General features: G+C 59.9%; 14 protein-coding genes. 11 read left to right on the plus strand and 3 right to left on the minus strand.

Going from position 1 to position 14,672, the window contains the following annotated elements:
* Nucleotides 1-99 precede the first annotated feature (99 nt).
* Nucleotides 100-909 carry a tetratricopeptide repeat protein gene (locus tag ASG47_RS03775; protein ID WP_061907419.1) on the plus strand — a complete coding sequence of 270 codons (810 nt, stop codon included), beginning with the start codon at nucleotides 100-102 and terminating at the stop codon, nucleotides 907-909.
* A 37-nt stretch (nucleotides 910-946) separates the two neighbouring features.
* Here ASG47_RS03775 and ASG47_RS03780 read toward each other — a convergent pair whose 3' ends face one another.
* The 3 genes from ASG47_RS03780 to ASG47_RS03790 form a co-directional block, all read right to left on the minus strand.
* Nucleotides 947-3,091: an SPOR domain-containing protein gene (locus tag ASG47_RS03780; protein WP_061907420.1), complete on the minus strand. Its 2,145-nt coding sequence runs from the start codon at nucleotides 3,089-3,091 to the stop codon at nucleotides 947-949.
* Nucleotides 3,092-3,165: 74 nt separating this feature from the next.
* Complete coding sequence (argS, locus tag ASG47_RS03785; protein WP_061907421.1) at nucleotides 3,166-4,911, minus strand: arginine--tRNA ligase; 1,746 nt, start codon at nucleotides 4,909-4,911, stop codon at nucleotides 3,166-3,168.
* 30 nt (nucleotides 4,912-4,941) lie between these two features.
* Nucleotides 4,942-6,135: a deoxyguanosinetriphosphate triphosphohydrolase gene (locus tag ASG47_RS03790; RefSeq protein ID WP_156463971.1), complete on the minus strand. Its 1,194-nt coding sequence runs from the start codon at nucleotides 6,133-6,135 to the stop codon at nucleotides 4,942-4,944.
* A gap of 85 nt (nucleotides 6,136-6,220) precedes the next feature.
* Here ASG47_RS03790 and ASG47_RS03795 point away from each other — a divergent pair, with 85 nt between their 5' ends.
* From ASG47_RS03795 to surE, 10 genes are all read left to right on the plus strand, one after another.
* Entirely contained in the window at nucleotides 6,221-6,574 is a 354-nt protein-coding gene (locus tag ASG47_RS03795) for a HesB/IscA family protein (RefSeq protein ID WP_061907423.1), read from the plus strand.
* Between the two features lie 66 nt (nucleotides 6,575-6,640).
* Nucleotides 6,641-7,735: a serine hydrolase domain-containing protein gene (locus ASG47_RS03800; RefSeq protein WP_061907424.1), complete on the plus strand. Its 1,095-nt coding sequence runs from the start codon at nucleotides 6,641-6,643 to the stop codon at nucleotides 7,733-7,735.
* A gap of 24 nt (nucleotides 7,736-7,759) precedes the next feature.
* The gene (xth, locus tag ASG47_RS03805; protein WP_061907425.1) at nucleotides 7,760-8,539 is read left to right on the plus strand and encodes an exodeoxyribonuclease III; all 780 of its coding nucleotides are present in this window, start codon (nucleotides 7,760-7,762) and stop codon (nucleotides 8,537-8,539) included.
* An 80-nt stretch (nucleotides 8,540-8,619) separates the two neighbouring features.
* Nucleotides 8,620-9,393, plus strand: coding sequence for a segregation and condensation protein A (locus ASG47_RS03810; RefSeq protein ID WP_061907426.1), 774 nt, complete (start codon nucleotides 8,620-8,622; stop codon nucleotides 9,391-9,393).
* A 5-nt stretch (nucleotides 9,394-9,398) separates the two neighbouring features.
* Nucleotides 9,399-10,046 (plus strand): SMC-Scp complex subunit ScpB, encoded by a 648-nt coding sequence (scpB, locus tag ASG47_RS03815; protein ID WP_061907427.1) that lies wholly within the window; start codon nucleotides 9,399-9,401, stop codon nucleotides 10,044-10,046.
* A gap of 117 nt (nucleotides 10,047-10,163) precedes the next feature.
* Nucleotides 10,164-10,376 (plus strand): twin-arginine translocase TatA/TatE family subunit, encoded by a 213-nt coding sequence (locus ASG47_RS03820; RefSeq protein WP_061907428.1) that lies wholly within the window; start codon nucleotides 10,164-10,166, stop codon nucleotides 10,374-10,376.
* A gap of 49 nt (nucleotides 10,377-10,425) precedes the next feature.
* Nucleotides 10,426-11,208 carry a Sec-independent protein translocase protein TatB gene (gene tatB / locus ASG47_RS03825; protein WP_061907429.1) on the plus strand — a complete coding sequence of 261 codons (783 nt, stop codon included), beginning with the start codon at nucleotides 10,426-10,428 and terminating at the stop codon, nucleotides 11,206-11,208.
* A gap of 4 nt (nucleotides 11,209-11,212) precedes the next feature.
* Nucleotides 11,213-12,055 carry a twin-arginine translocase subunit TatC gene (gene tatC, locus ASG47_RS03830; RefSeq protein ID WP_061907430.1) on the plus strand — a complete coding sequence of 281 codons (843 nt, stop codon included), beginning with the start codon at nucleotides 11,213-11,215 and terminating at the stop codon, nucleotides 12,053-12,055.
* A gap of 117 nt (nucleotides 12,056-12,172) precedes the next feature.
* Nucleotides 12,173-13,501 carry a serine--tRNA ligase gene (gene serS / locus ASG47_RS03835; protein ID WP_061907431.1) on the plus strand — a complete coding sequence of 443 codons (1,329 nt, stop codon included), beginning with the start codon at nucleotides 12,173-12,175 and terminating at the stop codon, nucleotides 13,499-13,501.
* Nucleotides 13,502-13,504: 3 nt separating this feature from the next.
* Complete coding sequence (gene surE, locus ASG47_RS03840; protein WP_061907432.1) at nucleotides 13,505-14,281, plus strand: 5'/3'-nucleotidase SurE; 777 nt, start codon at nucleotides 13,505-13,507, stop codon at nucleotides 14,279-14,281.
* Nucleotides 14,282-14,672 lie beyond the last annotated feature (391 nt).

Genomic DNA, 14,672 nt, shown 5'->3' on the forward strand with positions numbered 1-14,672 from the left:
TTTCACCGTCGGGCTTGCGGTTCAAGCTCTTTGCCAAGCGCGGCATTGCCGCTGCCTGAAATAGCAGACGCGCGCCTACTGGCGCGCAAAAGGAGTAAAATGCGGAAATCGCCGGCGTTCCATCTGGCATCCGCGGTCACCGGTATTGCGCTCTCCGTTCTGGCGCTGGCCATTCCCGCTCAGGCTCAAACTGCTGCCGACGCGGCGCTCGACCTCGCCAATATGCTGGACGGGGCAGGGGGCGGTGTGTCTGGCGATGCCTATCTCTCGGCACTTGAAGATGCCGCCGAAGCCGGTCAGCCCATGGCCATGTGGCAGCTTGGGACCATGTATGAAAATGGCGAAGGCGTCGCCAAGGATCCGGTCAAGGCTTTTGGCTATTTCGCCCAGATCGCCAATCAGCATGCGGATGCCGCTCCACGTGGCGTCGAGTCCGATATTGTGGCGCAGTCCTTCGTGAAAATGGGCGACTATTATCGTCAGGGTCTGCCCGATGCCGGCATTCCCGCCGACATCGAACGTTCACATGCGCTGCTTTTGCATGCTGCGACTTATTTCGGTGACGCCGATGCGCAATACCGCGTCGGCCTGCTTTACCTTCAGGACGAGGGCTTTGGCGTCAATCCCCTCCAGAGTGCCCGTTGGTTTTCCCTAGCCGCCCGCAAGGGTCACTGCCTTGCACAGGCGCGACTGGGGGACATGCTGTTCAACGGCATGGACGGGATTGAAGCCCAACCCATCGAAGGGCTGATGTGGCTCAATATCTCGCACGAGCGTTGCATGGGCACTGTCGATCAGGCCCAGGTCGATGAATTGTTGAACCGGGCAGCCTCGACCGCACGGCCGGAGGACCGCGACAGTGCCGCAGCATTGGCGCAGTCGATTGCGCCCCAGTTCGCTAATTTCTGAAGTCTGCTGCTGAGCGGAGCGGCGGCGCTAGACTCTCTTAGAGAGTGTAGCAGTCGCCGCCGCTGGCTTTGACGTTCGAGCAGATCGCGTTGGCGCTCTGAAGCGAGTCTGCTGGTACGCGCACGCGATAGAAAATGCCGCGCTCGCCGAGATCAACCCGCTGAACTTCGAGGCTGGCTCCGTTGAACATCGCGCCAAAGCGGGACGCAATGTTTTGGGCGCTCTGTCGCGCAGCTTCCTCGCTGCGCTGCGATGACAACTGAACATAGGCTGGCGCCGCAGCGCCCGTTGCCGTGGTGATCGCTGGCGTTGACGCTGTGGCCGTTGCCGGGGCCGGCGTTTGCGCAGGCGCAACGGTCGGAAGTGTTGCCGTCTGCGTCTGCTGAACGGGTGTTGCCGCAAGAGGAGCCGCCGCGGACGCTGCGTTCTGCGTGGGCAAGTTGTTCGGTCGCGCCAGGGGCACGGGCGCAGTCTTGCCTGCTATCGGATTGCCAGCGAGATCAACGGCCTGAACAGTCGAACCAGGTTGCACAGGCGTCACTGCCGGTGTTTCTGGTGGGTCAGGCGTCTGAGCCGCAGCCGGTGTGCTTGCTGCAGCATCGGCGTTTGCGATCATGTCAGGCGTCGAGAAATCTGCCCCGGGAACATCAGGAACCGTCGGCCGATCGACTGGCAACATGGCTGAACCGGCGAGGCTGTCGCCACCGCTGACGATCGTGCCGTCGGGTCGCACTGTAACGGTGCGCACCTTTCGGTTCACGAGACCTTCGGCGTTGACATCATCAGCTGCAACTTGCGTTACGGCATCGACATCAGACTGATCGCGGGAAACGATCTGCTCGCTGGCGGCAGTATTGGCACCTGATATTTCGTTGAAGACCACCGATTGATTGGCATCTGCAGTATCTGTCGCCGGTGCCGGCACTTCCTTGATGGGCGTCGTATCTGCAGCCACGATTGGCGCAGGACCATCCGGCGTGCTCGTGCCCAAGCCGAGCACGGTGTAGAGACCAACCGCCGCAACTGCGAGCAGAAGCGTTGCCACCAACGGACCGGCCAGCGACCGAGTCATGCCCAGAATACGGCGGCGGGGCGCCTTGGCGACCTGCTCTGCATCGTCTTCGTCAGGAAGGCGCGCTGAAATAACAGGTTCAACCCATTCGACACGCGCGCCGCTGGTCGCAGCGGCCGCAAGAATAGCTTCTTCGATGGAGGAAACTTTAGTGGGCTGCACCGGAACGGCAGCAGCAGCGGGTTCTGCCTTTGGAATTGTCGGCGTTGCAAGGCTACGCAGGGCAGGGCTCGGCGCAGCGGGCCGCTGGTGGGCACGCGCTGCAGGGCCAATCAGCCGTTCGATTTCCTCGAGCGGATCGGGCAGCGGTTGAGCCTTGTGATGGGGCGGCGGCACGAACATTTCGTGGCTGAGATCGAACTGAGCCAGCTTCACATCCGGCACTACCGGCTCGGCAGCCTCGACATGCGCTTCGGTTTTACCGGCAGGCGTGGAGCCAAGGCCGAAAACGGGAGGAATGCCGAAGGAATCAACTTCACTCGGAAAATTCTCGCGCGGAACTTCGTCTGTCACGTCGAGCTCGACCAGTGGCTCTTCAAACGTCGGTTCCGCGATGGCTTCAGGCTCTTCCGGAACGGAGAGCTCGGCAGCGATAAGATCGGCGAGGCTATCCTGATCGAGCGCCGGCATCGGCTCGGCGATAGCGGGCGCACTATCGGTCTCAGCCTCTGGCGTATGGGCCTCGGCTGGTTCCGGACGTGTCACGACAGGTTCAACAAAGGCGGATGCCTGCGGAATCACAGGAACGAGCGGTTCATTGCGAACGGGCTCGGCCTGGCGGGGCTCAAAAGAGAAAGCTGGAGGCTCTTTGCGCTCAAGCGTTCCCGCAGGAGCGACCGGGCGCTGGGAGCGATCGTCCTGCATTGCCCGTGGCTCGGGCGTCGGCGCATTCGGGCCGGGAATGCGGATGCCGCGATTATCGGCCTGCGTCTCAACCGAAAGCGCTGGCTTGACCGGAGCTTCGGCACCAGGGATGCGAATGGGCTTGGCCGGAGGCGCAACTGGCTTGTCCGACTGTGCATCCTCGGCCATCAACCGAGCCAGCTCAGCGATCAGGTCGTCCGCGCTATCTGTCTGTCCTGCCATGAGTTTCGGCTTCGCTGTCGTCATTTGCCAGCGTCCCTAATAGCTGCAAATCCTTCTGTTGAGGATTTGCGGCGAGTTTCCACACCAATGCGCCCGAATTATGAAAGTTCTTCGGGGGCTGAGACGCCTAGAATTCCTAGGCCATTGCGCACAACCTGGCGTACGGCATCCACAAGTGCGAGTCGAGCCAATGTCAGCTTTGGATCGGCTGAGTTAACAAACCGCAAAGATGGGTCATCATTGCCCTTGGCCCAGAAGCCGTGGAAGGCCGCGGCGAGGTCATGGACATAGAACGCAATGCGGTGCGGTTCATGGGCAACAGCAGCAGCGGCAACAGTCCTCGGCCATGCAGCGAGAAGACGGATCAATTCGAGGTCAGCCGCCGAGGTCAGGACGTCGACGTCGGCAGAAGCGAGCGCTTCGGCATCGGTCTTAAGATCCGGCATCTCGCTCTGAATCTTCCGGAAAATCGAGCACGCGCGTGCATGCGCATACTGCACGTAGAAGACGGGATTGTCGCGCGTCTGTTCTTTGACGAGAGCAAAGTCGAAATCCATCGATGCGTCGTTGCGACGGAAAAGCAGCATGAAGCGCGTCGCATCGGCCCCGACTTCATCGACGACGTCTGCAAGGGTGACGAGGTCGCCCGAGCGCTTCGACATCTTGAACGGCTCGCCGTTCTTGAGGAGGCGGACGAGTTGGCAAATGCGCACGTCGATATCGGCTTCGCCATGGGATACGGCCTTCACCGCAGCCGAAAGACGCTTGACATAGCCCGAATGGTCGGCACCGAGCACATTCACCATGTGCTTGAAGCCACGGAGATATTTATTGCGATGATAAGCGATATCGGCGGCAAAGTAGGTGAAGCTGCCGTCTGATTTAATCAGGGCGCGATCGGTGTCGTCGCCATAATCCTTGGCCCGGAACAGAGTTTGCTCGCGATCTTCCCACTCTTCCGGCGCCTTGCCCTTCGGCGGGTCGAGCCGACCTTGATAGACCATTCCCTGTTCGCGCAGCCATTCGAGCGTGGTGTCGATATCGCCGCCTTGGCCGTGAAGCGTGCGTTCAGAGAAGAAAACGTCGTGATGGATGTTGAGCTGAGCCAGATCGGCCTTGATCAAATCCATCATCGCGGCCAGCGCTGCCTCGCGCGCGATCAGGACGGCTTCCTGCTCCGGCTTTTCGAGCAGCGAATTGCCGTATTCTGTAGCCAGAGCCTTGCCGACCGGAATGAGATAATCGCCCGGATAGAATCCGGATGGAATCTCGATGGTTTCACCCAGAGCTTCGCGATAGCGCAGCAGTGCGGATTGACCGAGAATGATTGTCTGGCCGCCCGTGTCGTTGATGTAATATTCGCGCGTTACGTCATAGCCAGAATAAGCCATGAGCGAGGCCAGCGCGTCACCAAAGACGGCGCCACGCGTGTGGCCCACATGCATGGGGCCCGTCGGGTTGGCCGAGACATACTCGACATTGACACGTTCGCCCTTGCCGAGATCGGTGCGACCATAGTTTTCGCGTTCAGCGCCGATCGACTTTAGCACCTTGTGCAGGATCGGCGTTGCGAGACGGAAATTGATGAAGCCAGGACCAGCGACCTCTACCGAGGTTACGTCCGCATCAGACTTGAAACGCTCGACAAGCGCAGCAGCCACTTCGCGTGGATTCTTCCCAAGCGGCTTGGCAACAACCATGGCGGCATTGGTCGAAAGATCGCCATGGGCTGGGTCTCGCGGGGGCTCCACCACAACGCGCGACAGCAGATCGGTCCCGAGCTCGGGATGATCGGCAAGCAGGGCCTCAGTGACCCGGGTGGTGAAGAGTGCAAAGATATCCATGACAAACCCGCTGGAAATGCTGCGTGGCGGTTAGCGGAATTCCGGACGAGCGTCAAACAAGCGCTGGTACTCGTCAAGAGCATAGGGGTCGGTCATCCCGGCTATAAAGTCGGCGACGATCCGCGCGCGGTCGGTTGTGGAACTGGCCGAAGCTGACGCGATACCCCATCTGCCGGGCATGACGTCACTTTCCATATAGGCCGCAAACAGGCGCTCGACCACGCTTTCACTCTCGCGAACCGGGCGCATGACGGCTTCGTCGCGATAGACGCGGTTAAAGAGAACCTCTTTCAGTCCACGCTCTGCGGCCGCAGTCTCCTCAGAAAACGTAACGAGAGTTTTACCGGCCATGCGCACATCCTCGGCCGATTCCACGCCTGCCGACTCGAGGTTGAGCGCACTTTGGCGGATCACGTCTTCGATGGCGCGGGTGATCATCCTGCGCTGAACCTCGTGCGTCTGGCGCTTGGGGCCGACCTTTGGATAGAGGCTTTCCACCTCTAAAACGATCGGACCGGCCATCGGGGCGTCTTCGAAATCAGTCAGTTTGACGAGACCAGCGCGCAACGCGTCGTCAATGTCATGGGCATTGTAAGCGATATCATCCGAAATGGCCGCGACCTGCGCTTCGAGCGAGGCATGGCTCGACAGGCGAAGGTCCGCAATAGCGGGGATGTCATTGACGCCGGCGGGCAAGCCCTCTGCGATGTATCGACCGACTGGTTGGCCGGCGGCATCTACCATCGGTCCATTGTGCTTGAGGATGCCCTCTAGCGTTTCCCAGGTGAGATTAAGACCATCGTGCTCGGCATAGCGATTTTCGAGCTGCGTCACGACGCGGAGCGCCTGGACGTTGTGGTCGAATCCGCCATAGGGCGCCATGGCCCGATGCAGGGCACGTTCCCCCGCGTGACCGAACGGGGTATGGCCGAGGTCGTGGCTGAGCGCGAGCGCTTCGGCCAAATCTTCGTTGAGCCGGAGGGCGCGGGCGATGGAGCGGGCGATTTGGCTGACTTCGAGCGTATGAGTCAGCCGGTTGCGAAAGTGACGGCCTTCGTGATGGAGAAAGACCTGCGTCTTGTGCTGCAGTCGACGGAAGGCCGTCGAATGGATGATGCGGTCGCGATCGCGCTGGAATTCGGAGCGTGTGGGGCTGGGCCCGGCGCCATAAAGGCGACCAAGCGAGTCTTCCGGATTGCTGGCATATGGAGCTGTTTCGCTCATCTTTTCGTTCTGCTCTTTGCATCGGCGCATGCTGCGCCTATCTTGTGCGTTGCGTTATGACATTACGATCGTATCGGAAACTTCCATGACTGCCGTTGCCACCGCCCAAACTGCCTCCGTGACATTGTCTGATCGCGCTGCCAAGCGCGTTTCGCGAATTCTGTCCAAGGAGCCCGCCGGAACCGTTTTGCGCGTCTCCGTCGCCGGTGGCGGCTGCTCAGGCTTTCAGTACGAATATAATCTCGTGCAGGAAACGGCCGGCGATGACGATCTGGTCCTCAGCAAGGGCGACGCAACCGTGCTGATCGATTCCATGAGCCTTGAATTCATGGGCGGCTCGGAGATCGACTTCGTCGACGATCTCGTCGGCCAGTCGTTCCAGATCAAGAACCCCAATGCCGTCGCATCCTGCGGCTGCGGAACCAGCTTTGCCGTTTGACGCGGCCGTCGCCTCGTTTATCCTTATCCCTCCGAAACATAAGAAGACGGAAGAGGGTAGGGCGGAATGGACAGGGCAGAAGTCGATAGGGTGATCGATGAAGCGGTGACCGGCAAGAAGCTGGTCGGCACCGTGGTTATGGCGGCGATCAATGGGGAGATCGTCTATTCTCGCGCCGCTGGTCTCGCAGACCGCGAAGAATCAGAGCCGATGCGCGAAGACACGATCTTTCGTGCAGCCTCGCTGACCAAACCGCTCGTCGCCGCAACGATTCTCGCCATGGCTGATCGAGGCCTGCTCAAGGTTACCGACCCGGTTTCGGACTATCTTCCTTATTTCACGCCGGCGCTGCCGGACGGCTCACGGCCTGTTATCACGCTCAAGCATCTGCTGACGCACACTGCCGGGCTCACATACGACTATTCCAAGGACCCGCGGATCAGCCCGGGCCTGACGGATACGACGACAAGCCTTGATGGGGTGCTCCGCCTGATCGCCGAGCAACCGCTGAATTACGCGCCTGGAACGTCCTGGCTCTACTCAATGGCGATCGACGTTCTAGGCGGGGTTGCTGCAGCGGTGCATGGCACTGACCTCGCGACGGCAGTTGCGCATTACGTCACCAGTCCGCTCGGCATGAAGGATACAGTGTTCCATCTCGATAGCGATGAGCGTCTCGCCGTGCCTTATACCGATGGCGAGACCGAGCCGGTCCGGATGACTGATCCACACGCTGCCAAGAACCCATGGAATGCTGTCACGACTTTTTCGCCCAAGCGGATTTTCAACGCGCAGGCCTTCCAGTCGGGCGGTGGCGGCATGGCGACGACCGCGCCGGATTACATGCGCTTCCTGATGGCCGTGACGCAGGGCGGTGCGCCGATCCTTGAGGCCCAGACAGCCCGGGCGGCGCTGCAAGATCAGATGGGCTACGAGCGTGACCCCGGCCAGGCATTCAGCTTCTTTGGCAGCTATACCGTCGATCCGGCGCGCGCCATTTTGCCTTGGACCGCGGGCACCAACAACTGGGGCGGCATCTATGGCCATGTGTGGTCGATAGAGCCGAGCCGCAAAATATGTTCGGTGTCGCTGACCAATACGGCATTCTATGGCGGCGAGCTTGAGTATCCGCTGCGGCTGCGCCAAGCTATCCACGCCTGAGACCCGAGCGGAAAGACTGCCACGATGCGTATCGCCACATGGAATATCAATGGCATCAAAGCCCGCCTCGAGCTGCTGCTGAAGTGGCTCGATGAGGAAAAGCCCGATATCGTCGGTCTGCAGGAAATCAAGACCGTCGACGAGGGCTTTCCCACGGCTGAAATCGAGGCATTGGGCTACAATGTTGTGACCCATGGTCAGAAAAGCTGGAACGGGGTGGCGTTGCTCTCGAAACTGCCGTTCGATGAGGTTATGCGCGGTCTGCCCGGTGACGACGCCGATGAACAATCGCGCCTGATCGAGGCAGTCTTTTCTGTCGAAGGCGGCGTTGTGCGCGTCTGCAATATCTATCTGCCCAACGGAAATCCGGTCGATACCGAGAAATTTCCCTACAAGCTGCGGTGGATGGATCGGCTCAATGCCTATGTCGCTGATCGCCTGACGCTGGAAGAGCCGTTCGTGCTGATGGGGGATTTCAACCTGATCCCGGCGCCGATCGACGCGCATGACCCAGAGGCCTGGTGGGGCGATGCGCTCTACCGGCCTGAAAGCCTCGAACGATTCCGCGTGCTAAAGAACATGGGCATGACTGACGCCCTGCGAGCCCTAACATCGGAGCAGACATTCACGTTCTGGGATTTTCAGGCTGGCGCTTGGCGCCGCAATGCCGGCATCCGCATCGATCACCTGATGCTCTCGCCTCAAGCAACCGATCGACTCGACGGCATCACGGTCCACAAGGACGTGCGTGGCTGGGACAAGCCGAGCGATCACGTGCCTGTGGAAGGCCAGTTCAGCTTCTGATTCTGCCGGTATCGCCGTCTTGACGCCCTGCGGGCTCGGGGACATGGATTGAGCATGATCGTCGCGCGGCAGATATCGCCATGAGTGAACTAGAGGCCCACTGGCTCGAAACCGAGCCGGCAGACGCCGAGGTTCTGCATGTCGATGTGCGAGGCTATGAGGGCCCGCTCGATCTGCTGCTCGACTTGGCGCGGCGGCAGAAGGTTGATCTCGCCTCGATCTCGATCCTGTCGCTCGCCGAGCAATATCTGGACTTCATCGAGACGGCGCGGGAAGGGCGGCTAGAAGTGGCTGCCGACTACCTCGTCATGGCGGCCTGGCTTGCTTATCTCAAAAGCCGGCTCATGGTGCCGCAGGCGCCGGACGATGACGAGCCCTCCGGCGAAATGCTTGCGGCCATGCTGCAATTCCGGCTCAAGCGCCTTGAGGCAATGCGGCTGGCTGCAAGTCGCCTTCTCGGGAGAGCGTGTCTTGGGCGCGAAGTTTTTGCGCGCGGCGCTGGGGAACCTCTGGTGGTAACGCGCAAAGCGAAGTGGGAGGCAAGTTACTACGAGCTTCTCAAGGCCTATTCGGCACAGCGCGAACGGGGATCCATCACCGACTATAAGCCCATCATCAGAACCGTCTGGTCGCTTCAGGATGCGCGAGACATTTTGCAGCGGCTGATCGGCGACAGCGCCGAATGGATCGCCATGGATCATTATCTCGCGGAATATCTCGCCATCCCAAAAGACCGCACCACGATCCGGGCCTCCACATTTGCCTCGAGTCTGGAGCTGGTACGCCAAGGCCAAATCGAAATCCGACAGCATGAGACTTTCGGCCCGATCCTCTTGCGCAGGCGGCAGGTGTAGCAGTGATGCACGATGACGGACCGCCGATGAGCGTTCGGGAGCGGCTATTGAGAATCGTCGAGGCAGTTCTGTTCGCTTCGCCTGAGCCGCTCTCGCTCGCCGAAATTCTGCCCTATGTCGGCGAGGGTGCAGACCTGCCTTCTCTGATCGAGGAATTGCGAAACCAATATGCCCCACGTGGCATCAACCTCGTGCGGCGCGGCGACAAATGGGCGTTTCGCACTGCTGATGACCTCGGCTTTCTTTTGCGGCGCGAGGAGGAAGAAACCCGTCCGCTTTCCCGCGCTGCTCTCGAAACCTTGGCGATCATCGCTTATCACCAGCCAACCACGCGCGCTGAGATCGAGGAAGTGCGCGGGGTTGCGGTGGGCAAGGGTACGCTAGACCTTTTGATGGAAGCAGGCTGGGTGCGGATGCGCGGGCGCCGCCGCACGCCGGGGCGCCCTGTGACCTATGGCACGACCGACGGGTTTCTCGACTACTTCAGCCTTGAAAGCCTCACTGATCTTCCCGGGCTCGACGAACTCAAGGGGGCAGGGCTCCTGTCATCGCGACTTCCTGCCTCGTTGCAGATCCCTTTGCCGTTCGATGGCGACTTGCGAGAAGACGAGGATCCGCTTGATCCGGATGATGCCGGTGTGGACGCGGAATAGTACTGGCGTTTTCGTGAGGTGCAAAAACCAACACGTTCTTGTGTTTGCCCGCGATTGAACCTATTTCTGGCGCTATGTATCGCGTGTTACGCGTTCTAGAAGTCTAGGGAGATCAACATGCACGCGCCTTCCATTTGGGGCATCCTCGTCGTCGCCGTCGTCGTGGTTCTTTTGTTCGGCCGCGGGAAGATCTCCGGCATGATGGGCGAAGTCGCATCCGGCATCAAAGCCTTCCAGAAGGGCATGAAGGATGACGATGACAAGCCGGTTGACCGGGTCACCACCACTGCCGACCTGAACGCCCGCGAAGCCGAGCGCAAGGACGTCTGATCCTTCTCGGCCCGACTAGCGACCCTGCGTCGCGCCCGGAGACTATTCTATGCTCGGTCTAGGCTGGACAGAGATGCTTGTGATCGGCGTCGTTGCGCTGATCGTCATCGGTCCAAAAGATTTGCCCGTCGTTATGGGGCGCCTCGGAAAATTCATGGGGCAGATCCGCCGCATGGGCAACGAGTTCCAACGTGAAATCAATCGGACCACCGGGCTCGATGAGGTGCGCAATCTGCGTAACTCGATCACTTCGCCGCTGAAGAAAACCGCCGAAGAAATTCGGCGCGATTTCAACACGATGACGCCGACCGGCCAAAAGCCGAGCGGCATAATCAAGCCGGCCGATCCAAAAGTCGAAAGCGTCGTCGATGAACTTCGTGCCGCAGCCGGCATGCCCGTTGAAGCGAAGTCGAATGATGAACTCGCCGCAGACTATGGTTTCAAGCCGAGTGAAACGTCGACTGGTCCGGTCAAGGCCGCTCAAGTGAGCCCACCCAAGCCGCTGTCTCCGGTGCCAACGGCACCGGTGGTTATGAGCGATCTTGCGCCTATTGAGACGGTCGTTGCTCCCAAGCCAAAGACTGTGCGGGCGGCCCCGGCAAAGAAGCCTGCTCCCAAGAAGGCCGTCGCAGCGAAAACTTCGGAAGTCGAAGTGCTCGCCAATACGCCCCCTGCGGTGGGTGCAGAGCTCGCGCCTGTCGAAGTGCCTAAGAAGCCGCGCAAGCCTCGCGTGAAAGCTGCCGTGACCGTTGCGGAAGCTGAGCCGATCGCCCCGGTTAAAAAGCCGCGCGCTCCCCGGAAGAAGCCGGAAACTCCGGAAGAAACGAAGTAGTTAAATGGCCGACGTGAAGCAGCCGCAGCTCAAAAATCAGAACAAGCCAGAGATCGAAGACGAGCTCGCCGGCAGCGAAGCGCCGCTTCTTGAGCATCTGATCGAGCTGCGAAAGCGTCTGATCAACTGCGCGATTGCCATCGTCGTTTTGATGGTCGGGTGCTTTCTGGTCTCGAAGAATATCTTCGATATTCTGCTCGGGCCCTATCGCGGGGTTTATGCCAACGACCCCACGCACAAGATCGAGCTGATCTATACTGCCCCCCAGGAGCTTTTCTTCACCGAAGTGAACCTCGCCTTTTTCGGTGCGATCTTCCTTGGTTTCCCGTTCATGGCCTCGCAAATTTATATGTTTGTGGCGCCCGGGCTCTATAAGCATGAGCGCAAGGCGCTGGTGCCCTATCTGATCGCGACGCCCGTGTTTTTCATCCTGGGCGCTGCGATGGTCTACTTCACCGTTCTGCCTATGGCCCTCCATTTCTTTGCCAGCATGCAGACCGAAGAAATCACGCTGGTGCCGCGCGTCTCCGAATATCTCGGCTTCGCCATGACGCTGATTCTGGCGTTTGGCGTCTGCTTCCAGCTTCCGGTCGTCTTGACGTTGCTGGCGCAGATTGATCTCGTCAATGTCGACATGCTCAAGAAGGGGCGGCGTTACGCCATCGTCGGCATCTTGATCGTTGCAGCGCTGATTACGCCGCCGGATCCGATTTCCCAGATCGGGCTTGCCCTGCCGATGTACGGGCTTTACGAACTGGCAATCCTGTCCGTTCGCATGGTCCAGAAGCGTCGTGAAGCGGCCCTGGCGGCACAGGAAGCCGAGCTTTCCAGCTCATCTACCGAATAAGCGCATCGCGTTATCCCGCGGTGCAGCACGTTCTGTCCCGCGGCACTGGCAGGCACGCCCGGGACGGATTGATCCAGGCCTGCAGCAACCAGAGGCGGGCTGGGCCCGTGGTGACCGATGTTCGATATCAAGTGGATTAGAGCCAACGCCGAAACTTTCGACGCTGCCGTTTCCCGGCGCAAGAATGTTTCCGTGCGCTCTTCCGATCTTCTTGCGATCGACGACCGTCGGCGCGAGATCATCGGTCGCCTCAACGAAGCACAGGAAAAGCGCAATACGCTGTCCAAACAGATCGGCCAGGCCAAGGCCCAAAAGGATGAGGCCAAAGCTCAGGAGCTGATGGCCGAAGTCGCGCGCCTCAAGGAGTTCATCCCGACGGGTGAAGCAGAAGAGCGCGCGGTTGAAGCCGAACTGCGCTCGGCCATGGCCGTCATTCCAAACATGATGCTCGACGAAGTGCCGACCGGCGAAGACGAGAGCGGCAATGTTGAGTACTTTGGTCCTAACGGCTCGGCCGAAACGGCTGCTCGTGTTCGTCCGGCCAAGCCCAGCTTTTCGTTTGCACCCAAGGAGCATTACGAAATCGGCGTCGCCACCAAGGACATGGATTTCGAAACCGCCGCCAAGCTATCCGGCAGCCGCTTCGTCATCTTGAAGGGCCAAGTCGCGCGGCTGGAACGTGCCATCGGACAATTCATGCTCGATCTTCACACCACGGAGCACGGCTATCTCGAAGTGCAGCCGCCGCTGCTCGTGCGCGATGAGGCGTTGTTTGGCACCAACCAATTGCCGAAATTCGAGGAAGACCTGTTTTTCACGCCACATGGCGACAGCCGTCTCGCGCTGATCCCGACGGCCGAAGTGCCGCTGACCAATATGGTCCGCGAGTCGATTCTGTCTGAAGAAGAACTGCCGCTGCGCTTTTCGGCGCTGACGCCTTGTTTCCGGTCCGAGGCTGGCTCTGCTGGCCGCGATACGCGCGGTATGCTTCGCCAACATCAGTTCGATAAGGTGGAGATGGTGTCGGTGACGACGCCCGAAGCCTCGATCGAAGAACACGAGCGCATGCTCGCCTGCGCCGAGGCGGTGCTGCAACGACTTGGTCTCCACTACCGGGTTATGACCCTTTGCACCGGTGACGTAGGCTTCGGCGCGCAAAAGACCTATGACATCGAGGTCTGGCTGCCTGGGCAGGATACCTATCGCGAGATTTCGTCTGTTTCCGTCTGCGGCGATTTCCAGGCACGTCGCATGGAAGCGCGTTATCGCCCTTCCGGCGAAAAGCAGGCGCCAAGGTATGTGCACACGCTCAATGGCTCCGGAACGGCCGTCGGCCGCTGCCTCATCGCGGTGCTCGAAAACTATCAGCAGGAAGACGGCTCCGTGCTGATTCCCGAAGCGTTGCAGCCCTATATGGGCGGGCTCACCTCCATCGGAGGCAAGTAAGCCATGCGCATCCTCATCACCAATGACGATGGTGTGGATGCGCCCGGCATCGCCATCATGGCCGAGATCGCGGCAGCTTTGTCCGACGACGTCTGGATCGTGGCGCCCGACGGCAATCAGTCGGGCGCAGGCCACAGGTTCACCTTGGGCCGCGAACTGGCCCTCGAGCAACTAGGGTCCAAAAGATTTGCAGTTGTCGGCGGCTCTCCGGCCGACTGCGTCGTCGCTGGGATGACGCATCTGCTCGGCGATCGGCCTGCAGATCTCGTTCTCTCGGGCGTGAATGCCGGCCAAAACCTCGGCGATATCGTCAACTGTTCTGGCACTGCGGCCGGCGCGCGTGAGGGTGCGCTGCAAGGTGCCATCGGTATCGCGATGAGTCAGGCGATCGACTACGAGAAGAGCCATACGATCGATTGGTCGAACGCGACCCGATTTGGCGCCGCAACTGTGGAAGCGATCCTGCGCTCCAAGGGCGATGAAGACGTCTTTTACAACGTCAATTTTCCCGCCTGTGAGCCGGGTGAAGTCAATGGAATCGCTGCGGTGCCGCATCAGCGCTTTTCTCGATCGGCTTTCCGGTATCACCCAAGCGATAGTCACAGCGCGTTCTATGTCTCGATTCCCGAAACCCCACAGCCACTCGATCCCGGCGCGGATTTCGAGGTTCTCAGACGGCAGAACACCATTACCGTGACGCCATTTGCCCTGCAGCAAAGCGAGGCCAATGCCCTAGCGCGCCTTGCGGAATTGCGCTTATCCCCAGATCGGCAATCTTAACCTTACCTATTCGACAATTTAGCCATGTCGAATTCACTCAATTCGCATCGACTTTAAATTCGTCTTTACCTTACCGGCCTAGTCTCGATTCCAGTGTTAAGTACCTGCGTGCGAGTTAGCCGATGCGTAAAAACCTGTTAGCCAGGGTGCCTAAAGGTACAGTAGCCGTCGCTGGTTTGATTGTTGCTGCAGTCGGTTTGTCCGGTTGCTCCAGCCTCGGTGCTAGAACTTTTGGTGACCCGACAACTACCGGCTCGGTCGCGCAGTCGCCGGCGCCGCAATCAATAAATCAGCAGATGCCGTCGTCGCTCGGTCCGCAAGGGTCGATGCAGGTCGCTGATGCCCGTTTCCTGCCACCAGCGCCGATTGGCTCCTCGTTCGGAGCGCCCAG

The sequence above is a fragment of the Devosia sp. Leaf420 genome, assembly GCF_001425445.1.
In the GTDB taxonomy this organism is placed as follows: Bacteria; Pseudomonadota; Alphaproteobacteria; order Rhizobiales; family Devosiaceae; genus Devosia.

What these genes read in the sequence shown, in the direction of transcription:
- ASG47_RS03775 (WP_061907419.1), top strand. Translation starts at nt 100, where the DNA reads ATGCGGAAATCGCCGGCGTTCCATCTGGCATCCGCGGTCACCGGTATT.
- ASG47_RS03780 (WP_061907420.1), bottom strand. Translation starts at nt 3,091, where the DNA reads ATGACGACAGCGAAGCCGAAACTCATGGCAGGACAGACAGATAGCGCG.
- argS (WP_061907421.1), bottom strand. Translation starts at nt 4,911, where the DNA reads ATGGATATCTTTGCACTCTTCACCACCCGGGTCACTGAGGCCCTGCTT.
- ASG47_RS03790 (WP_156463971.1), bottom strand. Translation starts at nt 6,135, where the DNA reads ATGAGCGAAACAGCTCCATATGCCAGCAATCCGGAAGACTCGCTTGGT.
- ASG47_RS03795 (WP_061907423.1), top strand. Translation starts at nt 6,221, where the DNA reads ATGACTGCCGTTGCCACCGCCCAAACTGCCTCCGTGACATTGTCTGAT.
- ASG47_RS03800 (WP_061907424.1), top strand. Translation starts at nt 6,641, where the DNA reads ATGGACAGGGCAGAAGTCGATAGGGTGATCGATGAAGCGGTGACCGGC.
- xth (WP_061907425.1), top strand. Translation starts at nt 7,760, where the DNA reads ATGCGTATCGCCACATGGAATATCAATGGCATCAAAGCCCGCCTCGAG.
- ASG47_RS03810 (WP_061907426.1), top strand. Translation starts at nt 8,620, where the DNA reads ATGAGTGAACTAGAGGCCCACTGGCTCGAAACCGAGCCGGCAGACGCC.
- scpB (WP_061907427.1), top strand. Translation starts at nt 9,399, where the DNA reads ATGCACGATGACGGACCGCCGATGAGCGTTCGGGAGCGGCTATTGAGA.
- ASG47_RS03820 (WP_061907428.1), top strand. Translation starts at nt 10,164, where the DNA reads ATGCACGCGCCTTCCATTTGGGGCATCCTCGTCGTCGCCGTCGTCGTG.
- tatB (WP_061907429.1), top strand. Translation starts at nt 10,426, where the DNA reads ATGCTCGGTCTAGGCTGGACAGAGATGCTTGTGATCGGCGTCGTTGCG.
- tatC (WP_061907430.1), top strand. Translation starts at nt 11,213, where the DNA reads ATGGCCGACGTGAAGCAGCCGCAGCTCAAAAATCAGAACAAGCCAGAG.
- serS (WP_061907431.1), top strand. Translation starts at nt 12,173, where the DNA reads ATGTTCGATATCAAGTGGATTAGAGCCAACGCCGAAACTTTCGACGCT.
- surE (WP_061907432.1), top strand. Translation starts at nt 13,505, where the DNA reads ATGCGCATCCTCATCACCAATGACGATGGTGTGGATGCGCCCGGCATC.